Below are 23,108 nucleotides of genomic sequence, written 5' to 3'. Positions count from 1 at the left end.
CTTTAAAATTTATTGAAGTATTTTACTAATCGCTCGATTGTGATTAGTTATATGGCAATCTTATACAAACAGCTAAATCGCACATTGCCTGTACCGGGTAAGAAAGCCATCAATAAGTATCCGTTTATCTCTGAATATCCAGCATTCCATCCTTGTTGAATCTATATTTTTGCTCTAGCCATCCTTTGCCGAATAAGATCAAAACACTATCATAATAATGATCAGGTTTACTCGATATCTCACGAGTTTCCAGTTCTTTTACAAACTCATTTACTCTAGTGGAGTTACTCCCACTGACTAAAAAAGGCAATACGGCCGCACGAAAACCCAACGGTTTATAACCCGTTTGCATTTTCGTCTTGGCATCGTACCGCTCTGCGATATAACCATCCGTTGTAATAGTCCTTAACATCGGTTCAAAATGCTCCATTAACGCAGGCTTATCCTGATCATCGTTACTTAACATACCTAGCCAGAGATATACGCGAATAGCATTATAACCCCCTATTCCGCCCTTCTCGTCGGAACTGACCTGGTTATTGTCATCGAGACTCGCCCATTCAGGACTAAATCCTTGTGGCGCTGATTGTTTTAAAAACTTTACGCTGTTCTGAGCAAGCTCTTGCCACGGCGAGTGAGGATACATACCGGCAAATCGTCTAAGAACCTGTATCGGCAAGTAGCTCGGATTCAATCGCCACGCATGCTCTGATAATTGAAACCCTTTTCGTCCGGGTAAAATCATCCAGCCATAATTAGGCACTTGCACCGCCTCTTCGCTCAAAATCCGCATCGCCATAAAATAGCCTAACGACTGATAGCGATACTCGCCCCATAAGCGACCTGCTTCGACGAGCGCATAAGCAATCCATAAATCAGAATCAGAAGCCGAATTACTGTCTAAAATACCGTACTGCTGGCTTTCTTTATCCAAGCCCCACAACCACGCCGGTAAATTTGCGCTTAAGTCATTATTTGCTAAATTATTTTCAGTCCAATTTAATAGCAAATCGAATGTTTCTTTGTCATTAGCAATTAACGCAAATAAAAGCGCATAAGATTGACCTTCGGAAGTTGTAGCCAATTGAGGGCTACTACCATCAACTACCCGCCCTTCAGGTGAAATATATATAGCTTTAAATTGTTCCCAATCTTTCCACGACTCACTGGCTTGAGCAGAAATTGAAATAAACGTTAATACAATTATTAATAAAATTTTCATAACAGCTTAATAAACAAGGTTGGCCTAATTATTTATGGCGATGTAATCGCAGGTAAACGGCATACCTGATCATTTTCCACAATACCACAAGCAATAATGCACATATTGAAACGATTAATATGCTTAGCAGCGTGGGTTTATCCGATAATTCAAACAAAATTAGTTTAATAATCGGCAAAGACCCGACGTAATAAGTTTCACCCACTTGAAAACTAACGATCTCATCACCCCTAAATAACGACACAGTACCTGATATATCATCTGATCTTTTCAATAGTGCCGAGGTAATCTTTTTAAAAACAGCGGGCTTAGAAGCCACTACTGCAACAACACTTTTATTTTTCTGCCAAGGCGACTCAAATCCAACCAGCGCACCAATTTCGCCTTCATTTTTAAACTCAACTTGTTTAAAAACTTCCCTACCCAGTTTTATTTGGGCAGGCTGAAACAACGTAACATATTCTGTCTGGCGAATAGGCGTATTGATCGTTTTCTTAATGTTGGAGACCATTGCATTGAGCAATTTATGCTGATCGCTTTCCTGCATTGCATTGGCAGCCATTAAGCCAATCACGAGGATATCTTTATTCTCGATTCCAGTAAAAGGAGCGGAATCATAGACAGAAAACTTTGTTGCGGCTAAACCTGTTGAAGCGCCAAACGAACCTAATAAATCCAAGTAAGCTTCTACTGCATTAATGGAAGCCTCTTTCTCCATAACAATTGCAGTATCGGCTAAATCGGCCAATCGGGTAAAAGGAAAGCCGACGTTGGCAAACGCTTTTAAATCCGGCATTGCCATGTAGTGGGGAAAACCGGTTAAATCCATAGTTGAATCGGCGTCGATTTCACCATACATATAATTAGCTGTTAAATCCCTACAATCACCGCTATCCGGCTTGGTAAACGCATATTCAAACTGGATTTTATTTTTACCGCTCAATCTAAATCCCGGAACCAGCACTTCATCCGTCACACCATGAACCAAATCGTCGACGAGCGGAATTTTTAGTTTGTCATTATTGGAGCCTTCGTAAACTCCATTTCCAGTTAACGGAAAACCTTTTACGAAAAGATCATTCACCAATATGGATAGGTGAGAATCATCTTCCTTATTGGGGGGGGAATAACGATATTTAATATTTAACGGAATACCCCGGCTGCGCCAAACAAACAAGTCAGGCGAAATATTAAAATTCACCACTATTTGCCGTGGCGTCCGTCCTTGAGCTTGTAATTGTGTCGGTGAATCTATCAGCTCACCTAATCTGATTACCCGATTGGTTGGAAGCCAATTCGGCGCGTCATAGGGTTGCCTAGGCAAAACATCTTCGACATGAGTAACTTCTGCGAATGGCCCGGCCAGTACATTCGAACCATTCGCTAATGCTTCCATTGCTTTACGCAGATCCTGTTTATCCCGTCCCAAAACCAATAATAACTTAACGAATGCATTATGAGGGTGCGTCACAAGTTGAATAGTCGGCGCATTAACACGCGGTAAATCTTTCAAAAAATCAGGGCGTTTATCATTTGTGGCAAACACAACGCCATGCTTTTGCGGTAGTAAGTTAACATGAACAGGAAAAGAGATACCTCGCCACTTAGCCAAGCTGCCAAAATACGACGCCGCAATACCCGCTGCTTCCAATGTTTCCGCTTGAGCATTTTCAGGAAAAACAAACGGCACTTCTACCGGTAAAAAGTCGTTTACATCTAAAAACGGTTTAGGAAAAAAAGAGAAGTCGTTTTTCAACGGTAAAGGCTGCGTTCTCAACGTGAGCTGGCTCTGATTGCTAATATCCAACCACATACTCGCTTGTGCTTTAGTTGCACAGCGCATTTCACGGAAAGCAATTAACTCAAACTCAATTTCATTATATTTAGATAAAAATCGAGGATCGAAAATAAGCGTATGTTTGACAGGAGCTCCGGCCTTATTTTGTTCAACAGGAAGATAGCCTGCAATCTGATTATTTAAAAGCACACGCACTTGGGAAATTTCATTCGCAAGCGATGGCGAGTACGTATAAATCACGTCAATTTTAGCTTCCGTAACCAACTCATCGAGCCGAGAACCAAACCCCAGCCGAGAATGTGCTAAATTGCCCTGTAATTTAATTGACGATCCCAATCCCAACTGCTCAAAAGTCAAAGCGTCGTTTTTGATCGGCGGGTTATCGATCTTGTAATTAACATTCTTTTCAAAAAAATCTCTTTGAGCACCAAGACTTTGTTCCGCGAATAAAAGCAGCACAGAGAAAAACAAGACCGAAAAAGAAACTTTAGCGAAGTATCTGCTACTCGCTACAAAAGCGTTTTTTATTTTAAGCGTGCTCATGTTGAATAGAATTGTCTTTAATATTTTTAGGCAGCAATGTTTTGATAAAGGCAAAAGATGCGCCTAATAACAAAAAATGCCGAGTGATAAATTTCGGTAGTTTTCTGGCTAGAATAATATATCCATAAAAACAGGTCATGATGATTGTCTTTATATTCGACAACAATTTTTCCTGGGATAAACTCTGTTGCCATAATAACCACGCACCTGAGTGCGAGTAAGTACATTGGATATAGTCGAGTTGCTGCTGTAGCGTTAAATTTTCAAATAAAATATCAACAAAGTCTTCATTGATACTGGTAATTCGGGCAGGAAATGCAAACTCTCTTTCGTCCCGTGAAATGAGTACATAAACTTTTTCACTTTTTTCAATCGTTACGTATCTCGGCTCAATACGCAGTCCAAGCCCTGAATCCGAGTAATTCTCCATCAGCGCACAAATTAAATGCCCGGATGCTTTTTTTATAATAACCTCGTCATGGGCTTCAATACGATTCTGCAACTGCCTATGTTTAGGCTGTTGTGTAATGTTAATCGCTACACCCAGCATGATTAAATTGCAGATCACCCATGCCAGATAAAGCAGCACCATCGATTGTTCGTCGGCAGGACCTAATAAATACCGAGTTAATGCAAGAATAACAGCTGCCAAGTTCAATCCAATTAAATAGCGACAGAATTTAGGCAAAGCAAAATCAAAAATTTCAACCTCACTGCTTAAATCTTCTTTTATATTTCCGCTCAAGAACCCTATCTTTGGATGAATTAGCGCGGCCACCGCAGAGAAGGCGATATACCAGCCAAAAATAGTATCGTAAATGCCGGACCAAATTGAATAACGCCGCTTTTCCTGCCTGTATGAATTGAAAATACTTGAAAGCGCAATGACAGGGATCGCGTACAACGCAATTTCAACAGCGGGGGCATGGATCAAGTAAATATGGAAATATAAACAAACTAACGGTGCTAATAGAAAAACCAAGCTTGGAATACCCTTGAGAAAACCTAACATCGCATTGGCATAGCATAAACGCTGCGCCATATTCGGTCCTGCTCGCAACAAGGGGTTATCAATACGGAAAACTTGGGCCAAACCACGTGCCCAGCGGGCTTGCTGCGCAATACGCGTTGATAAAGCATTGGGAACTAATTCGACCGCTTGCATCACATTGATATAAGCAGAAGTATAACCTTTGCTATATAGATGCAATGCTGTGTGAGCATCTTCCGTAAACGTTTCAGGAGCAATTCCACCCACTTCAAGCAATGGCGCGCGTTTTAAAATAATACCTGAACCACTAAAAAAAGACGCATCCCAGATATCGTTATCATCCTGAACCGCCCCATAAAACAAACTGCTTTCAGCCTTAATACGGCCAAGATTGCGTTCAACTCGATCAGGAAAATAGCAGTGATGATGTGGCGTCTGAATAATGGCGAGATTTTTATCCCTTAAAAACCATCCCATCGTCAATTGTAAAAAAGATCGTGCTGGAATATGTCCGCAATCAAAAACTGCCACATACTCGCTTTTGGTTAACGTTAAAGCTTGGTTAATATTACCGGCTTTTCCATGAAGATTATTATCCCGCGCAAGATAGCCTACGCCTATTTGCTCTGCAAGCTCTTGAATCGGAGAGCGTTTACCGTCATCGAGAATAAAAACGTTAAGCTTATCTTCCGGCCAATCAATACTTAACGCAGCCAAAACCGTTGTTCTAACGATATTGATATCTTCGCGATACGTTGGGATAAAAACATCCACACTAGGCCAAAAATATAAATCACCAGGTAGCGATACTGGTTTCCGCTGCAACGGCCATACAATTTGAAAAAAGCCGGCCAATAATACAAACCAAGTATAAGTTTCGGCACAGATTAAAATAACGCCAAAGAAAATATCAACGCTGCTATCGATATTTAATGTAGAAGTATATCGCCACCACAAGTAACGAGAAGAAACAATTATTGACAGGCTAACCAGCATCAATTTAGGTAAATAACCAAAAATAGAATGGGCCGCTATCGCAACAAACCATAAAGAAAAAATAAAGGCAATTTGAGCAGAAACATCAAACGGTATCGTAATAGCAATACACGCAAAAAGAAAAACGAAGAGCACGTAAATATAAGGCTCGAATTTCACATCATAATTCTCAATTAACCGATCAATTTCTCCGAGCAGCCACTTGGCCGCCTTGCTAAGCCCTGCAAATGGTAAGAGAACTGCATCCTTAATAATATTTAAAAAACGAAAAATACGGTTTAAGTTGAATAAAAAAACATCACAGGCCGTTTTTGTCTGAATGGTTGCCAGCCACAATGTTTGAATAATAAAGCGAACGGCATCCGCGAATGTTGGCGTTGCCCAATTAATATGGGGAAATAATTTTTTCAGGGAATGAAAAGCTTTTACCCTTTGCGACTGATGGCAAAAAAGCAACACTGAAATAAAAACGGCCAATCCTATCCATGTTCCAATAAACTGATTTCTATCATTAAAAAACAGCTTTTTGAACGCTAACCATTCTTTAACAATAATTGGCTGAAAAATAATAGATAGAAAAATCACATCTACAGGTGACTTTATTATCTTGTTGAATGGGTTAGCCGCGAGCATAAGTTTTAGATCTAATGATTAAAATAACTCATCAACCAGATCGATATCCTTCTAAATTCTTTTGCTGACGCGGAATCCGGTGCATGCAACGTCACTGTCGTTTTATGTGCGAATGCTTCTTTAACATTCTCATCGAAATGAATACTGACGGGAATTATTTTATCTACGAGTATATTTTTCAATACCAGCGCCATTTCTTGATCTATTTCACTATCCGCCATTAACTTACTTATTAAATAAAATGACTTATTACTGAGCGATAAATCATCACCGATATAATCCGATTGTATCGAATTAATCAACTGTGAAAAACAAGCGACACTTGGCTCGAGTACTCTTAAAATAATATCGCTGTTATTTAATGCTTGAGTGCTTAAAGTATTTAGCTCGCTTGCAATATTTAAAATAATCCAAGTATTATCCGGCAAATCAAGCGCATTTAGTTGGTCAATTAGCCAATTTTCATTAATGCAATTCGTTAGTAAAGATTGATAACTCTGATAATTAATTTGACCAAAGGGAATAAAGCGGACGCCCTGTTCGCACTGGAACCCTGCGCTATTCCATGATCTTTGCTCGACCATATTCAATGCCCAGCCTGAAGCATCTTCCCAATCCATATTAAAATGCAACCGTAACAAATTACTTGGATTTAAATCAAAAACGAGAACATTTTGATCTAAATCCTGAAGAATCCGCGATACATTAGCGACAATTGTTGATACGCCCACGCCTGAACGCATACCTTGAACACACAAAATAGACATTTAGATAGTTCTATCTTTCCGGTTAGCTGAATTTTTGACTACAAACGACATAATTTGATCTACAAGCGGCCATTTTTTTTTGATCTTTGTAACAGCTTCATTTTCTTTAATTTCAATATAATTATTAGCTTTAATATTTGCGCTTTTGAGTAATTCATTAGCGTCATTATTTTCCCATTTCATAACCTCTCCATTGCCGCTTATCGGTTATTCTGTATATTTAACCCATTCATCATTATTAAATGAGTAGTAATAGTTTTTATTATATTGCATAACTATTGAACCTTCATTTTCTGAAAGCATAGGAGTTTCGGGAAGATTATTAAGCATTTTTTCAGGATCAAATTCATTTTTACCATACACATCATTTTCAAGCAGTTGATTTACAAGATGAGTAATTGCGAAGAAACTGGTTTGTTGAGTAACATGTTTTTGTTCCCCGATTCGCTTCATATTATTACCGATCACCTTCAAACCGACAGGCACATTGGTCACAGCAGGGCTAGGTAATTCCCGCATTCCGGAAATCTGCATCTTATCCCCACGAATATTCGCGCCATGTTCCGGCACAAATAAAACCACAACCGGACGATTGGATTTTTTTAATCCATCCAAAATTTCATACATATCGTCGAGCAATGTAACCAACCTTTGTTCATAGGTTTCAGGCGACTTCAACTGCGTGTTACTCACAAGACTAATACCATCATGCAGGCTGATCGTATTATAGAAAGTGAATTTTTTGTTTTCCTTATGTTGTTCGCGCTCTTGCAACCAACGGGAAAGAATCTCTTTATCCCGATAAATAGGCGAGCTATCAAAGTTTAATAGATAAGGATTTAACTTATATTGAATAGGGCTGGCATCCATCCCGCCTTTGTCTTTAATCAGCGATAAGAAATTATCAAACATACCGTCGTGGTTCAGCATTAGCTCGATATCAAATCCCACACTTTTCAGATTTTCCAGCAACGAACATTGCGGGTCCAGCTTGTTAGTTAAAAGATCTGCATGTGATTTTTGCCCGCAGTTTGCTTGAAATAAACGGACAATTGCAGGCCCGCTATAGGACGTAGCAGAATTAAAATGATCAAAAACAATATCAAACTCTTTAAACAGTTTATGGTTTTCCTGCTTGAAATACTTAACATCGTCCCACGCCAATGAACAGATACTTAAAACTAGAATATCAAACTCACTTTTAACTGCTATATCCTTATTTAGCGATGCTTTTAAATTAGATTGTTTTTCAAAAAATTCTTTTTTATAACTGTTGAGCTGCTCTGTTATCGTTGCACTTGATGGACTGGCGGCATTTGTTTCACCAGCGGCCGCATTATCAACAGTTTTATTTATAGGAGAAAATGATAGATGGCTATTTATGAACTGCAAATACACGATTGCAGCGATTACCAATACGTTAATTCGCAGTATTTTATAGAATGTAAAATAAAATACCGTAGTAATAAAAAATATTAACAGAAAATTTAACGACACAAACCGCGTGAGCAGCTCAAACAGATAGCCTGTATCGAATTGTGAAAGCTGGTCGGCCTGGGCCAAGGCACGTGACAAAGGCGGCAAATAAGAATCATCATAAAAAAGATAACTCCCTATCAGAATAGCAGCGATTTGCTGAAAAACAGATAGAACTTTATTTCGCGCAGGAATAATTAAAAAAGCGATGAAGGCAATATTTCTTAAGAAATTAAACTCAATAACACCGCCGATAAATAGAACCAGTTTGACGATAAAATATATATTCCAAACACCTAAATTAACTTCACTCGGTTTCACTTGCTTTCCTCGTTATGATTACCGAAGAAATATGAAAAATCGACGGTTTGCACTACCTTTGGCTCTCTATTAAATTTCTCTATTATTTTTAATAGAAAAGATCCTATTTCTTTTATAGTTAAACCCAGGCCAACGCCAGCCAATAGCGAGATAATAATGGTGATAATAAAATCGTTAATATTCATGTTAGTTAATTTTCAAAGAAAGCGGTAACGATATAGCCTGCTTCCTGCCTAATTGGCTTCTTGATTCTAAAATATTTATCACTGGCTGAAAATATTCGCTGGTTTCTTGTTGATCGTACTTCTCTGCAGAAATATTTATCAGTTCATTCCTAATTTCATCACCATACAGAAATAATTTCTCCTCTAAAAACAAGTCGGCAATAGGCAGTAAAAACAATTGAGATAATAGGTTTTTTATTTCACCCTGCTCGCATTGAAATAAGAATAAATATAGATAACTTTTAGTATACGTAAATATATCACCGCTACGGTTTATTTTTATCTGCGCAATTATCTCATCAATCGGGATAGCTTTATTCAATGATAATTTAAGCAATGATGGAGCTATTTGCATTTGTTCAGCACAATCGACTAAAGTCTTTACCTGCCCAACAAAGTCCACAATAGTTAGATAACCTTTCCCATATCTATTCAAATTAACTTGAAAAACGTCTTCTATTTTATTCGGAAAATCACGAATTAAATAACTTCCTTGTATAGCATAAACAATAGCAATGAACCTTGAAAATGAGACATTATAAGGAACGACTAAATTTGCCCCCGAATTGATAACAAACTTCTCTTCGATACTCCTTAGACACGGCTCCGTTTCCCTTAAAATAATCTTTAATCCTCCGCCATGGTTCCGCCTTAAACTAATAACATAGGCAGCAAGAAAACTAACATCCATATTAGTATCGATATAAACAATAATTGTAGCTCCGCCACTATCTCCTATAATAAGATTATCTAATATATCAAATGAATGTATAACTTCCCATTTGCGTGGGAATATCTCATGCACTGCATCTTCAGATTTGACAACCACAACATGGTTACTAACTTGCGATAGCGTTAAAGTATTTTTCTTTATATCCGGTTTTAACTGATTAGCCTCTGCGACAGATATTAGATTATTTGCTTCGTCAAACAACAAATCCAAAAAAACATTTGCCTGCACGGATGAACATAAGTGCCAGAACGCTAGCTCATATTTAATTTTAAAAACATCAATCTCTATATTGGCCAAGCCATTCAAGATATGGTTCGACTTTAAAAACTTATCTTTTATAAAGCCACCAGCCATATCGCCATGAACAACCCAAATACATGTCTTTTTATGCTGTATTAACCAGCTCTGCCATATCAATAAAATGGCTGATAATTCATCATTCGTAACAGCTTTAAAAACCTCTTGATCAATATCAATCAAGATTAGACCGACAGCCCCGAATATTTCTTTTTCCATATTACGTCTAATCTTTCTAAATAAATCTTTACTATCACGCATGCGGACAACATTCAGGAGCAGATTTCCCGAGTCGTAAATATTAGATATTTTTCGATTAATTTCAGGCTCCACATTAAACAACTGGCTTCTTTCCTCAAAAGAAATCAAGGCTGTTTTTGCGCTGGAATTATGAACAACAGTCTGCAGTAAAACCGACTTAGCAAAAGAAAATGTTGGCACTGTTACTACAAATAAACCAGGCAAATCTATTGCTCCATAACACGAATCCAAGCCTCTAATTCCAATCAACATGCGCCTTACTCCGGATTAATCAATACGAATTATTTTTCTGACAACGGAGCATACGCTGATGGCGTTGTGCTAATAGATGTTGGAGAAACTACCTTTTCGTTTGTATTTTCTATAGAGTTGATATTATCTTTGTCAGCAGCCTTAATTACCGTAGTAATCTTGTTTTCAGTTTTATCAAATAGATGATCAATTATGTACAAATTTTTTAACGGTTCTCGGTTGCTATCTTTTGCTCCAAGCTCTTTTTCATAAATACCTCGTGCAATTTCGGCATAAATAGCGTTTAAATTTTCATAAACTAATGCATAGCTGGGATTATTTTTGAACGCCGATTGCAATATATCTTGCGCTTTAATGTAATTGCCTTGCACGGCATAAATATATGCCAAGTTATTATATGGTTCGGGAAAGGTCGGATATTCTTTAGTTAATTTAGAAAAAACGGCGGTTGCCTGTACATAGTTTTTATCGTGAATCAATGCTAAGCCTTGGGCAAATTGCCCCTGCATTTCTTTGTCGATGGCAAAAACGCTTGTACTATGCAATAAAATTAAAACAAGAAAAAACTTTCTTAGTGACATTGTTATTAATATATTTTCTAAATTAAATGGAGCGACGGTTATTCTAATAGCTGGCAAAAGTTTCAGGTACTATCGGCGGTGTTTCAATCGACTTCCAATGCTCATTAAAATCATACTTCATATACAAGCCTATATTGCTTGGATTATAGAAAGGCGAACGTTGTATTTGAATCTTTGCGCCAATTGACCAATGATCAGTCAGTCGTTTTTCTACGATTGAGCTAATACCATAGCTTGTCGCATTACTGCTTCCGCCAACATAAACCGGAGATATGCCTGTTATGCCCTGTTGTGATTCGGCCAACAGTTGTAAATCGGGGTTATTCGGGTAGTAAGGCGCGTCGTCGACCTTTGATACTGAGTACGCTCCCGATAGTCTTACTGAATAAGACCATCCGCTGTATCGTCCATAAACCGTTATAGGCAGCGAAATAGACGCGTATGATTGCGGACTGAAATATCCTCCATGCCCAAAAGTAAGCTCATCCTGAAAGGACTTGTAGCTCATGTAAAGCGTATTCAAACCTAAATCAACGTTAGCCATATTGCTTGGATCTTTCCATACTCCCCAATACGTTCCAATCTGCCCCATGAATTTAGTATTATCTTGAATATTTTCGCCTGTAATTTTGTGGTACTGCCAACTTGACCAAACGCCTATTGGACTGCCGTTATCAAAACCTAAATTGAAGCCCACACCTGTCTGCCTGGCACCACCCCATACTTTCTTAGTATTAGGATCGACAAGTCCCGCATAAGATAACGTGGTATTCGTTACCGGCCTTCTGGACGCAACAACCGCCCATGAAAAAGCATCAATATCACCGTCTAGGCGCACGCCACCGACAACATCCGTCACCAAAAAATTCTCGGGCGTTCTGCCAATATCAACTTTCCAGTTACTGCCTATCCAACCTATGTTGTAACCTACTCCCTGCGCTTGCATCGTGGCCTGCTGTTGACCGCAGTTAGGAAAACAAAATTGAGAACTTCCGTAATTTTTAGCATTATTGAGCGTACTCAAGTCCTGATCGGCAGCATCCAGCGATATGGGTTCAACCCTAACCAGAAAATGCCCTAATTTCTTAAACGGCACTTTCACTTCAACAGGAATGCTCGTGCTCGTAGTATTTGTACCAAACCGATAATCGGGAGCAACCGTCACATAACCATCGGTTTTCTTCCGCAAAACGTCAATATCGGACTTGGCGTTTTTCGCTAACCAATCATCATCCTTTGTCAAATAAAGCTGCTTTTTGTCATTATCGTCTAACTCAACAGGTGCGTTTGAGTTAGCGCTATTTTTAGCGTCTTCAATTGCATTTTTAGTTTTATTTTTTTTCAACGCGATAAAACTTAGTTTTTCAGCCGTGTCCCATTTTTTTATAGTCAAAGCTATCTGCGATGCATCATATAAGGCACGCTCCTCGTTCGATTCATCGTTCGCCATTTCTTGTAACATTTTATCAGCCACTTCCAATTGCCCATACGTCAGCAATATTTGTATTTTTTTTATTATTGGAAAGTCAGAATATGCATCAGGATTGGCTAATTGCTGAATGTGATTTTCAACCCAGCTCTTAGGTAACGCTTTAGCATTTTTATCCGAAGCATTTTCTGTTAATTTTGCAAGCTGGTTATAAACAGAAATGAACATGGGATCTTCCTGCATAACTGCAAAATAGAGCTGATTTGCCGCTATTTTATTACCCTGATCTAAATACTGCTTTGCCTTGGCTGTTTTGTATTTGAGCAGTAATTTACGGTACTGCAATTGTTGATCAATTGACGCGGACGACAAATCAATTTTTGTCTCTAAATTGGATAATTTCTCAAAATCTTTGAGCTTAAAAGCCAGCTCAGCATAGGCTAATGTGGTATCTAATGGCCATGTTGCATCTTGGGCCAATGCATTAAATATCTTCTTTGCATGCTCCGAATCGTCCATATCAAGCCAATAGTTTGCCACTTTAATCAGGCGCTCGGGATCACCGCTAACTTCGGGCTCTATTGCCTTTAAATGTACAACCGCCTGTTTTTTATCATGTTTTATCAAGCTATCCAATAACCCGAATTGATACTCTAGCCATATCCTTTGCTGATTTCTAATAACGCCAGGCGAGCGCTCAGATACATCGATTTTATCCATCTCAAGCAAAGCTTCGCGTAACTTGTTGTGCTTAGCCAAATAAAGCGCGGAAGCAAAATAAAGATCTGGGGAGGACTGGGAGTTTTCCAATAATTGACTGACAAATCGATCCGCATCGTCTCGTCTGTTAAGGCTGTTCAATATATTAGCGACTTGATAGGCCAGCCAAGGATTCTGTGTGCTTAAAGAAAGCGCCTGGTTGATTTTACTGTTAGCCTCTTTCAAATCATTATTATTTAAAGCGGCTTCCGAAGCGTTCACAAACGCGCCGATTTTTACGTCAGCAATCTCGTCGGCAATAAGTTTTCTTTGCTCAGCCGGTAACTGATCCGCTAATAACAGAGCTTCCGCAATATTACCGTTATCAGCTCTTAAATTAATCCTACCCAACAGTGCTTCACGATTATTGTTTTCAATGTTAAGAGCTCTAATAAAAAAGGCATCCGCCTCATTAATTGCTTTATCTTTCGCTAGAATTTTTGCAATCGTTATATAGGGGGTAACCTCTTTAGGGTTAAGTTCAATACCCTGTTTATATAGAGAAATCGCCTCCGCCTTATTGGATTCTACTAACTTATCCGCGCGATTGATTAAGGTCCAATATTTCGCTGTTGAAATAAGCCCGCTCCATTCCGCGTCGTTATCTGTATTGGTATCAAGTTGCTTTCCCTTCATGAAAAAGACTAATGCCTCTTCATGTTTCGACTGATTAAGACAAGCCCGCCCCAAACCATTATAAAGTTGAGGATCATTAAAACGACTCGTTTTAGCAGATAAAAAAGCTTTTTCAGCCAATTCAAACTTTCCTTCATCCAAGAGCTTAAAGCCTCTTAATTGTGCTTGATAGGCTGGGTCATTCATGAGTTTCTTATAGCTTTCCAGCGCGGTTCTTAGTTCCTTTGTTTTAGAATCCACGGATACATCATCGGGATAAGCCGTAACTAAATTATCAATTTCCTCCTTTGTTAGCTTTTCAATCGGAATATTCGAGAGAGCCTTTTTCCATGAAGAAGAAACCTGCTTTTTATACAAATCGATATGTGACAGCTGTTCGTATACCGCCAACGATTCTTTATCGTCAGGTGTTTTTTGAGTGATGATATCCGCCAATGCCAATTTAAATTCCGGATTCTCGGGATATTGAATATCCCGTTCTTGAATTAACTTTTTAGCACTTTCATGATCGCTATCGCTTCTTTTTGAAATCAAAGTTAAATATTCAATTTCAATGGCTGTTGTCGGCATGCCATACGGAAACAAACTTTCATAAATAGCGATAGCTTCATTAAGGCGACGATTACCGGCCAAAAAATGTGCTTGCTGAAGCTGGAGTTTTTTAGGTCCCACTGTCTCGAATAAACTTTTCAGTTTATTCAGTTGCGGATGGTTAGGATGCTTTTTTTCAAACTCGAGTATGTTTTTTTTAGCCTGCTCACTGTCACCTTTTAGAAAATTAACTCGAGCTTGTAAAAATAATGCTTCAGGATCATTTCTATCAATAGATAACCAACGTTCCAGCGCCGACTCGGCAATATCGTAACGTTGGCTGGATTCTGCCAGTACAATCTGTTGTTTTAATAAATATTCCGGCTTTACCGAGCCGGCCTGCAATTGCGGACCGAATCCCACATTGGCAGCTTTGGCTTTATCCTCGCTAACGGCTTTAGCTAATTCAGCTTCTTTCGCGACTGTTTCCTGTGCCGTTCCTGCTTCGTCCGTTTTATCCGCTGATGATTTAGCCACATCATCCTCTTTACCTAATGCCGCTTTAGCCCCGCCTATCTTATGCAATACCTCTTTAGGAACCCCGACCGCCTTAGCTACCGCATCCACTGACTTTTCCAAGTCTTCCACTGCTTTTTCAATGTCCGAAATTGCGTAAACCGGCATCGGATAACTTGCTATTCCTGCTGTCAGCAACTCACTTATCCCTAGAATCAATATTTTTCTTTTTGTTTTCATTGCATTCTAATTATTAGAAATAATTGTTACCTGATGTTACACAGTCTTTATTTGTTGCACTAGCTCAAGACACGCCATTTGGATTGCTTTACTGAGAATTTTGGCGGCTAGAGCGATCCGTTTGACTTCGCATACGTGGCATCGCAAACTTGCATCGGCCTATAAGCGGATTCCAAGAACAACTGAACCGAGCACTCGCCGCTACAATACAGAACCACAAACCGGTTAATGCCCTATCCTCCAGCCCGAAGTAGATAATGATATTGGCCCATTTATCAGGCGAACCGGCTTAAAAGTTTCGCTCCGATAGATTTTTGGAACTGCCGGCAATAATTATGTGTGTTTGGACTTTATTGAAAATAGGCCTGTGGACCAGTTTAATAGTCCCCACGAAAAACCAATGCTTGGCGATCTATCCATATGCCCACTGGAAATCTTTGTTTACATCGCCATGATTAATCTGGTGTTGAAGCGGCTTAACTAAACAGATGATTGAAACACTCTCTTTAGCCAGACAATGCCGCTATAACGACTGATGAAATGAAGGGAGATAAAATCTTGTAAATAATGCGCGGGTACGGACGAGTAAGCCATCTATTGTTATTGTGCCAATCAACTACCCCCCGAATTCGACCTGAGCCAAAGCTGAACCGGCAATACCGACCGCAGCTTTGCATAATTACCGGCTCAAGGACTTTTTTATTATAAGGTCTCTTCTTTTTGTTGCTTATTTTTTATAAGAAGTAATTTTCTTGATATAGCGTCGGTCTTCCTGTTGATGGCAGTCAACTTACTAGCTATTCTTCCAAGAACCAGATCAAGGTTATTCTGAGTAGAATCAATGTGCTCAGTCTTAGCTCTAAGTGCTTTAATCTCACCATCGACATGAGATTTTTCAGCAATTTGCTGATCCAGAATGCTTTCCGTCTTAATGGATAGCTTCGTTAGTTCACTTTGAAGCACATCAACCTTATTATCAACCACTTGAAGGCTGTTTTTGGACGCGCAACCATAAATCAATGTTAAGCAAAGTATTAGTGCGATTTTAAAAATTGGCATATTGTAAAGTCTTTTTATTAAGTTAAATTAAGCGGTGTATTTAAAAACATTTTCTCACGGCTTCGTCGGCCCGCTAAAGAAAACAACAGCTTATATGACGTAACACACCACCCTCTGAAAAACGCACGTATAAGTCATATTTTTTAATAGTAATATCAAAAAACGAAAAAATCAATGCTTAGCATCTTAAAAAACAGACACCTAGATAGTGCAAATCAGGATGCGGCGCCAAAATAAAATACTGCTCATGAAGCAACCGGTTAAATTTGCCCCCACCTAAATTAAAGTGAGTTGCGCAACCGGCGCGACACCAACCTTTTAATAACTACTTAAATTTATCGCCTTTAACAGGCAACTGTTTAGCATCATTTTTAGATTTATCTATAGCTCTATCTTTGGACTTGCCTAATCCAAATTTAACAGCACCGGCGAGAAGTTTTTCGCGATAGTCGAACGGCAGGTTTATACGTTCTAATTCTCTATCGATACGAGGACTCATCATTTCCGGGGGCAAAATTTGCATTAAGCCAGTGAAAGCAGAGAGCTTGACATCCCAATGTCCAGCGCAGGAATCGAGCAGCTGTTCTAAAATACGCGCGGCGGCTTCATTCTTTACGGCCATTAGATCTTTAGCGGCGGCAAGGAAAGTGTCCGAAAGAAGACACTGATCCATATATGATTGATACTTCGTTACGAAAGCCTCCGGATTTTTCGGATCATAGAGTTTTTTTACGCGCGCCAACTCAATATCCCTTTTAGCCGTAGAAATAAGGCCTCTCCACTGCCGAGCCTGCATCTCCTCCAAGTGATCAGCCTCTTCCTGCGCGGAATCCAATTTATTTGCCTTAAACAAAGCTTCCACCAGAAGGACGCGGTTTTCTTCAGGTCTTATCCCCTTTTCAATAAGCCAGCTGAAAAGAGTTATGGCCTGATCATAATTCCCCATGCGTAAAAAACAGTGAGCAAGCCCTCGCAATGCCTCTTGCTCTACTCCGGGAAGCTTTTGTACGCTTTCGAATAATTCGCAAGCATCGACAATTGAGCCATGATGGAGAGCTTCCCAGGCGCGCTGAATAAGCACGCTACTTTCTCCAGGCTGTTCCTTGTCCATTGCGTCTCTTAGCCGGATTAACCGCGAAATCTCAATTTCTGCGGGAAACAGCTCACCCATGCGCCTTTCCACTTTCGGCAACGCCTCTTGCCTCGATTGCAGCAGATATGGCTGATAGTGCCGCTGAGTCTGGCTCGCGGATTCCGGCAACTCAGGACTGATAACTTTAACAAGCTCTTCCGTGTCCGTGTGTACATCGAGCATGCTTACAGCCCAAAATCCAACTGAATTCAGGGAGGGAATGTGAGCTTCCAGCTCATCGCTTCGAAGAGACTTGCCGATTCGTATGACATAATTGCCCCCATCTTTGACGATACGCGTTCTTAAGGAAAGCAGCCGAGCAACATAACGAGCTGTTTTTTCCAGCGTTGCTAAGTCGCCTTCCTGTTCGATTTGTAAAGTGTAGAAAGAGCCGGACTCTTTCGCCACGGCTTGCGTGGAAGCCAAGCCGGACTCCGGCTGAGCCGCGACGGAAGCAGTTGTCCAACTTAACAGTATCAACACCGCGATTAGCACACCTGCGCGCACATTCCGTCCTAAAGTCAATTACTTACTGGCAAGCAGATAGAGGGCATGAGAGTAATAATCGTTTGCCTCGTTCCGCAAGCGTTGCTTTGCGTCTTCATAAAGACGAGCCGCTAAACTGCCATCACCAAGCTGCTCTGCTGCGCAAGCAAAAACCGCATAGAATCCGGCGGAAGCCGTTTCATTGGCAATATCTTCTTTTGTTAAATCGAACCATACCGGGATACGCCCATGTTTTTGATAATAATCAAGAACGTTTTTAACTCCGTCAGGCTGTGGAAGCTTTGCCCATGCTGAATATAAAAGCACTCGGATGGCCTCGTAGCCAAAACGGGTGCTTTTGGCCGAGTAAATCTTGATGTTACCGCTGGGTTCAGCCAGCGCCCAATCCGCCGGCAAGCTTACTGAATTTCGGCCGGCCTCAACCAGTAAATACTGGGCGTCCTTGTAGATTTTTTCCCAAAACTGCCCTTCATCGACTTTAGCGAAAGCTTGATAAGCGGAAAGTATCTGGTAAGCCGGATTCAGAACCAATCCTTTAGCATCGGAAAATCCGTAATAACCGGAAAGCAAAAATGTACGATCATTGAGCTTGACTGCCAAATGCGTGCGCAGGCTTTTGATAATGACACTCGCATGCTTTATATAAGTCTTTTCATTCCATTTTTGTCCGGCCTGGATCAACGCATAGGCAATTAAAACATCCCCATCCGTAGCGTTGTTATAGTCGATAACGGTCCATTCTTCATTAGGCCTTTTCCCCCAACCCCAGGCACTAAGCGAATCACGCCTTACTTGCAAATTATTAGCAGTCCATTGGCGCAACTTGTCAAATAGCGGCCTGTCCTCGAATTTTACAGCCAATAACATTCCATAACCTTGACCTTCGGAATGACTCATGTCGTTTTGGAACGAATCGATGACGCGTCCGTCGCCACTGATAAAATGCTCTTTGAAATATTTCCACTCGCCGCCTTCAGTCGATGCGGCAGGCGCAGCAAAGAGTAATGAGCTGAACGTGAACAAGCAAAAGAACAATATAATAAATCGATAAATCCCGTTATTTGCAAACGCAGATACAACGGGAATATAGTGCATGAACTTACTCGCTCTCATTGGGACTTAACCTCTGTTTTCTTCGATGCCTCAGGATGAAGTAAGTGATGACGGCGATAGTTAATATCATGGCGCTAATTAAAAGCCAGTATAGCCACGGATAAGACGACAAATAGTAACTTACCGCTGAAATGTTGCCTCCCTTACCGGTAACGAAACTGGTGCCTGCATTCAGTGCTGTAATTTTGAAATCGGCACCATTCCCGAATTTTACTTGATTGAATTTATTTATCACATACTCCACAAACACGAGGTCGCCTTTGACAACAGCCTGCACGGTAGGATCAAGCAGCGCATTTCCTAGACGCTCAACCCCCTCGTCGGTGGTCGCGGTAAACAAAGTTACCGCGTGCCCTTCCTCAAAGGGCGATGCGAACTGCATGATAATGCCTTTTTCGCTATTCATGCCGCTGGCTTGCTGGCTCCATGACATGCCTTTATGGATGTCCCAATTTTGATACACAGGATAAGGCACTTTATTTATATCGCCCAGTTGGAGAGGCGCTTTTGCATAATATTCGGACGGAATCGTATCTGCCCGGCCGACCAGAATGATCTCTTTGTCCCATTTTTCTTGAATATCGGTGCTCACCCTGATGCCGAACAATGGATAACCGTTTTTCTGGGTCATCATACCGATAAGATTGAGAGCAGCGTTTGCAGAAGCCGAGTTCGCTTCGCTTAGGATGAGCAAAGTATCGAAGCCGTCCGGCCAACGGGTGTATGGAAAACCGTTGAGAAATAATAAATCGAGCCTGGGCAGTTCGATACGATGGGGCATCGGCGGAAACTCCAGAAACGATGTATCGAAGAGAGATGCCTGCAAATTCCCGGTCTGTAAAAAATGGCAGTGCTCTGCAAACAGCGGCGTCATTTTGGGCCTGAACGAGAGAACATTGGTGCCGCCTTTGAACAAGAACGTGGGGAGAGATAACAGGTAATTAGAAATAAGCCCTCCGTTTGGATTATCCAAGCGGGCCGTAGCAACGAACACACCATTAAGAAGTATATTTATTGCCGAATCCGACTTCATCCCCGCTCCGAACGAAAAGTCCAGTGAAAGCGTAGCTTGCTGGTTCTGTTTAATCAAAAAGTCCGGCGGCAAGCGGAAAGTGATGTCTTCCGGAGCAGGATCCAATCCGGCAAAAGTACGATTTTTAAAGTTCATCTTTTTGAACGGATACTTTTCGCCTGCCGTTACCATCTGCTTGCCTTCGTAGAGATCAATTTCCGGCAGAGCAAATTCGTTTACTTTCATTTCATCAGTATCAGGGAAAGGAATGGTCAAGATACTCATTGTTTCCGCCGCCAACTTGATTTCGTCGGCATTACGCCCGGTAACCACCAATAACACATGGCGCGAATCAAGAGTTAACTCCCCTTTTTCAGATTTAATGGGAAGATGTACAAGCTTTAACGTAGGTCCCTCTACTGTCATGCTTACCCCGAGGTCCTTCAAAAAGCCCTCCACGAAGCCTTTTTCACCGACTAAGATATTGTCCATTCCTTCAGTAACCTGATTCGATAGAGTAAACACCGTTTTGCGATAGTCAAAGCGCAACGCAGCGCCTGAGGCAACAATGCTCGCCGGAGTCAGTGTGCCTTCATCCTTAATATTCTCGGTAATCAGGTGTAGATGGGCCTCATTCATGATCTTAGGATCAAAAATCAGTTCGGACAGTTCCGACAATCTGAGCGGGACAGTATCCCATTCGTACTCAAAACTAAGCGACGCCTCATCCAGCTTCAACCGGGTCCATAATTCGGATGCGCAAGGCTGCTCACAACCCTGCGTATAATGCTGGGTTGCACTGAAATTCAGCGTGTTATAACCTGGAGGCAGCAGGGTAACCGGAAGCTCAACCTCCGCGAAGCCGTTGGGAGCTAGAGGGTCGAGCTTAAGTTGAGCCAGAGGGGTATTATTTAAAGAAACAGTCAGTTGTGAGTTTTGTTTGAGCAGCGACGAAGAATTAGTGTAATCGAAGCGCAACACTGCTTTTTTGATTTGCCAGCGCTTGGGTATGGCTATCTGCATTTGATACTCAGAGGCATTGCAGTGCAAATCAACCGCCTTGATTCCGGGAGCAACTTTGTAAAGTGGCAGGTTTAACGTCTCAGCATATACCGGAAAGCTAAATAAAATGGATGCCAGAGCGGCAAGAACCAAGAATTTGATTTTTATTAAATTATACACTTCGACGCCTACCCATCGGCTAATTTATCAGCTCACACTACTGTTAAAAAAAACAACGATTACTTCACATATTGCATAAATTCTTTAAGCTTATTTTAAGGTTAATGTAAGCATTTTACCAATACAACATAAAACCAATAAACGATTGTCTTCGAATTCAATCATAGGCCGCTTTTATTCGTTGAATTACAATAACAAGCAACATCTTAAATAACGGGAAAATCACAACATGATACAAAAAAGAACAGCCCACCAAATAGCCGATGTGTTAATTGAGGCTTTACCCTATATCCAGCGTTTTAAAGGCAAAACCATTGTCGTTAAATTCGGCGGCAACGCAATGGTCGATAATGAGCTCAAACACAGCTTCGCACGAGACATCGTCTTAATGAAACTGGTTGGGTTAAACCCGATTGTAGTGCACGGCGGCGGCCCTCAGATCGGTCAGTTGCTGGAAAAATTGGGTAAAACCACGGGCTTTATTGACGGCATGCGCATCACCGACAGCGAAACCATGGACGTGGTTGAAATGGTGCTGGGCGGGCTGGTAAACAAGGAAATCGTTAACCTGATTAACATGCACGGCGGTAAAGCGGTCGGTTTGACCGGCAAGGACGGAAATTTTATTCGCGCCAAAAAACTGCATCTGTCGCCTCGCGACAGCCTCCCCTCCGAGATCATCGACCTGGGCCATGTCGGTGAAGTGAGCTCGATAGATCCGGCCGTTCTCAATATGCTTGGAAGCAGCGATTTTATTCCTGTTATTGCGCCAATCGGCGTCGGCGAAGACGGGCATTCATACAACATCAATGCCGACCTGGTTGCCGGGAAAGTTGCCGAACAGCTAAAAGCCGAGAAACTGATTTTACTGACCAATATACCCGGCATTCTGGATAAGCAGGGAGCGCTACTGACTGGCTTATCAATCAAAAAAACCGAGGAACTGATCGCCAACGGCACTATTTCGGGCGGCATGATTCCAAAGACTCAGTGCGCCACCGACGCAATAAAAGGCGGCGTCACCAGCGTACATATCATTGACGGCCGCGTCGATCACGCGGTGCTGCTGGAATTGTTTACCGACCAGGGGGTTGGAACTTTATTGATCAATGAATAGATCATTGAAGATTTTTATCAGCTAAATTAAAAGAAAATACGGATGCCACGAATTTTTACGGATTAACACGGGTAAGAAATTAAACCCGTAAGAATCCGGGCTAATCCGCCGCATCCGTGTCTTCCTGGTTCCTTCCTTAAGATCATTAGCAGCAATCGGTACGGGTAGAGGGCCAACATTCATTAGGTTTGGATTTTTCTTGCTTTTCAATCCATTCCAGCCAGCCCGTAAACAGATGAAAATATGTTTTGCCATGCCTAAATCAAGTACGTTATTGTCCGCTTCAGACTTCTCATTACAACACTAAACAATTAATTGGCGTATTGTCCGCGCCAAACGAGGAGTCTATATCATCCCTTACACTTTAAATAATGTGATTGGAGGTATTTATGTTCGCGTTTCTGGCACATCTTGTTTTGACAGCAGGTTTATTGCTGCTGATGGCCCATCTCGTCCGCGGCGTTCAAGTGGAAGGATGGGGAGCCGCACTGATCGGCGCAATTGTCCTCGGTTTAGTGAATGCAATTGTGCGGCCGCTGATGGTTATACTCACATTGCCGTTTACGATTTTCAGCTTTGGACTCTTTCTGCTGGTCATCAACGCGCTGATGCTATGGTTAGTGGCCGCACTGGTTCCGGGCATCCGCATTCAAGGTTTTATCTCGGCACTGGTAGGAAGCCTAGTATTGACATTACTTAATCTTGTCGTCGAACTAATCACATAGCATCATTGATCGGGCGGCATTTTTCGTTGCCCGATCTTCCGGCTCCCAACGATAC

The 23,108-nt window shown here is 41.1% G+C and carries 16 protein-coding genes; 2 read left to right on the top strand and 14 right to left on the bottom strand.

The window, feature by feature from the left end; all coding sequences use genetic code 11:
• Positions 1–124 precede the first annotated feature (124 nt).
• The 14 genes from bcsZ to EKO24_RS00380 form a co-directional block, all read right to left on the bottom strand.
• A complete protein-coding gene (gene bcsZ / locus EKO24_RS00445; RefSeq protein WP_127027675.1) occupies positions 125–1,222 on the bottom strand; it encodes a cellulose synthase complex periplasmic endoglucanase BcsZ in 1,098 nt (365 codons plus the stop codon).
• A gap of 28 nt (positions 1,223–1,250) precedes the next feature.
• Entirely contained in the window at positions 1,251–3,563 is a 2,313-nt protein-coding gene (gene bcsB, locus EKO24_RS00440; protein ID WP_127027676.1) for a cellulose biosynthesis cyclic di-GMP-binding regulatory protein BcsB, read from the bottom strand.
• Positions 3,550–6,183: a glycosyltransferase gene (locus EKO24_RS00435; protein WP_127027677.1), complete on the bottom strand. Its 2,634-nt coding sequence runs from the start codon at positions 6,181–6,183 to the stop codon at positions 3,550–3,552. Before EKO24_RS00435 ends, bcsB begins: the two co-directional genes overlap by 14 nt.
• A gap of 11 nt (positions 6,184–6,194) precedes the next feature.
• Positions 6,195–6,950, bottom strand: a complete 756-nt coding sequence (gene bcsQ / locus EKO24_RS00430; protein ID WP_127027678.1) for a cellulose biosynthesis protein BcsQ — start codon at positions 6,948–6,950, stop codon at positions 6,195–6,197.
• On the bottom strand, positions 6,951–7,133 hold the full coding sequence (locus tag EKO24_RS00425; RefSeq protein WP_127027679.1) for a hypothetical protein: 183 nt from the start codon (positions 7,131–7,133) through the stop codon (positions 6,951–6,953). It abuts the gene before it with no gap.
• A 24-nt stretch (positions 7,134–7,157) separates the two neighbouring features.
• On the bottom strand, positions 7,158–8,747 hold the full coding sequence (gene bcsG / locus EKO24_RS00420; protein ID WP_127027680.1) for a cellulose biosynthesis protein BcsG: 1,590 nt from the start codon (positions 8,745–8,747) through the stop codon (positions 7,158–7,160).
• On the bottom strand, positions 8,744–8,932 hold the full coding sequence (locus EKO24_RS00415) for a hypothetical protein (RefSeq protein ID WP_127027681.1): 189 nt from the start codon (positions 8,930–8,932) through the stop codon (positions 8,744–8,746). Before EKO24_RS00415 ends, bcsG begins: the two co-directional genes overlap by 4 nt.
• Before the next feature lies 1 nt (position 8,933).
• Positions 8,934–10,514, bottom strand: coding sequence for a BcsE family c-di-GMP-binding protein (locus EKO24_RS00410; RefSeq protein WP_127027682.1), 1,581 nt, complete (start codon positions 10,512–10,514; stop codon positions 8,934–8,936).
• A 29-nt stretch (positions 10,515–10,543) separates the two neighbouring features.
• Complete coding sequence (locus EKO24_RS00405; RefSeq protein ID WP_127027683.1) at positions 10,544–11,152, bottom strand: tetratricopeptide repeat protein; 609 nt, start codon at positions 11,150–11,152, stop codon at positions 10,544–10,546.
• A complete protein-coding gene (locus tag EKO24_RS00400) occupies positions 11,139–15,206 on the bottom strand; it encodes a cellulose synthase subunit BcsC-related outer membrane protein (protein ID WP_127027684.1) in 4,068 nt (1,355 codons plus the stop codon). Before EKO24_RS00400 ends, EKO24_RS00405 begins: the two co-directional genes overlap by 14 nt.
• A gap of 702 nt (positions 15,207–15,908) precedes the next feature.
• Positions 15,909–16,265: a hypothetical protein gene (locus EKO24_RS00395; protein ID WP_127027685.1), complete on the bottom strand. Its 357-nt coding sequence runs from the start codon at positions 16,263–16,265 to the stop codon at positions 15,909–15,911.
• A 325-nt stretch (positions 16,266–16,590) separates the two neighbouring features.
• Positions 16,591–17,823: a tetratricopeptide repeat protein gene (locus EKO24_RS00390; protein ID WP_127027686.1), complete on the bottom strand. Its 1,233-nt coding sequence runs from the start codon at positions 17,821–17,823 to the stop codon at positions 16,591–16,593.
• 99 nt (positions 17,824–17,922) lie between these two features.
• A complete protein-coding gene (locus tag EKO24_RS00385) occupies positions 17,923–19,017 on the bottom strand; it encodes a family 8 glycosyl hydrolase (protein ID WP_127027687.1) in 1,095 nt (364 codons plus the stop codon).
• Positions 19,004–21,211, bottom strand: a complete 2,208-nt coding sequence (locus tag EKO24_RS00380; RefSeq protein ID WP_161990535.1) for a cellulose biosynthesis cyclic di-GMP-binding regulatory protein BcsB — start codon at positions 21,209–21,211, stop codon at positions 19,004–19,006. Before EKO24_RS00380 ends, EKO24_RS00385 begins: the two co-directional genes overlap by 14 nt.
• Before the next feature lie 229 nt (positions 21,212–21,440).
• On the opposite strand from EKO24_RS00380, the gene argB reads away from it, so the two are divergent.
• Positions 21,441–22,328, top strand: a complete 888-nt coding sequence (gene argB / locus EKO24_RS00375) for an acetylglutamate kinase (RefSeq protein WP_127027689.1) — start codon at positions 21,441–21,443, stop codon at positions 22,326–22,328.
• A 389-nt stretch (positions 22,329–22,717) separates the two neighbouring features.
• Positions 22,718–23,053: a phage holin family protein gene (locus EKO24_RS00370; RefSeq protein ID WP_127027690.1), complete on the top strand. Its 336-nt coding sequence runs from the start codon at positions 22,718–22,720 to the stop codon at positions 23,051–23,053.
• Positions 23,054–23,108: the final 55 nt, after the last annotated feature.

The sequence above is a fragment of the Candidatus Methylobacter oryzae genome (assembly GCF_003994235.2).
GTDB classification, from domain to species: Bacteria; Pseudomonadota; Gammaproteobacteria; order Methylococcales; family Methylomonadaceae; genus Methylobacter_A; species Methylobacter_A oryzae.
Note: the sequence above shows the minus strand (reverse complement) of the source record. Positions and strands in the feature narration are given on the sequence as shown.

What these genes read in the sequence shown, in the direction of transcription:
- bcsZ (WP_127027675.1), bottom strand. Translation starts at nt 1,222, where the DNA reads ATGAAAATTTTATTAATAATTGTATTAACGTTTATTTCAATTTCTGCT.
- bcsB (WP_127027676.1), bottom strand. Translation starts at nt 3,563, where the DNA reads ATGAGCACGCTTAAAATAAAAAACGCTTTTGTAGCGAGTAGCAGATAC.
- EKO24_RS00435 (WP_127027677.1), bottom strand. Translation starts at nt 6,183, where the DNA reads ATGCTCGCGGCTAACCCATTCAACAAGATAATAAAGTCACCTGTAGAT.
- bcsQ (WP_127027678.1), bottom strand. Translation starts at nt 6,950, where the DNA reads ATGTCTATTTTGTGTGTTCAAGGTATGCGTTCAGGCGTGGGCGTATCA.
- EKO24_RS00425 (WP_127027679.1), bottom strand. Translation starts at nt 7,133, where the DNA reads ATGAAATGGGAAAATAATGACGCTAATGAATTACTCAAAAGCGCAAAT.
- EKO24_RS00415 (WP_127027681.1), bottom strand. Translation starts at nt 8,932, where the DNA reads ATGAATATTAACGATTTTATTATCACCATTATTATCTCGCTATTGGCT.
- EKO24_RS00410 (WP_127027682.1), bottom strand. Translation starts at nt 10,514, where the DNA reads ATGTTGATTGGAATTAGAGGCTTGGATTCGTGTTATGGAGCAATAGAT.
- EKO24_RS00400 (WP_127027684.1), bottom strand. Translation starts at nt 15,206, where the DNA reads ATGAAAACAAAAAGAAAAATATTGATTCTAGGGATAAGTGAGTTGCTG.
- EKO24_RS00395 (WP_127027685.1), bottom strand. Translation starts at nt 16,265, where the DNA reads ATGCCAATTTTTAAAATCGCACTAATACTTTGCTTAACATTGATTTAT.
- EKO24_RS00385 (WP_127027687.1), bottom strand. Translation starts at nt 19,017, where the DNA reads ATGAGAGCGAGTAAGTTCATGCACTATATTCCCGTTGTATCTGCGTTT.
- argB (WP_127027689.1), top strand. Translation starts at nt 21,441, where the DNA reads ATGATACAAAAAAGAACAGCCCACCAAATAGCCGATGTGTTAATTGAG.
- EKO24_RS00370 (WP_127027690.1), top strand. Translation starts at nt 22,718, where the DNA reads ATGTTCGCGTTTCTGGCACATCTTGTTTTGACAGCAGGTTTATTGCTG.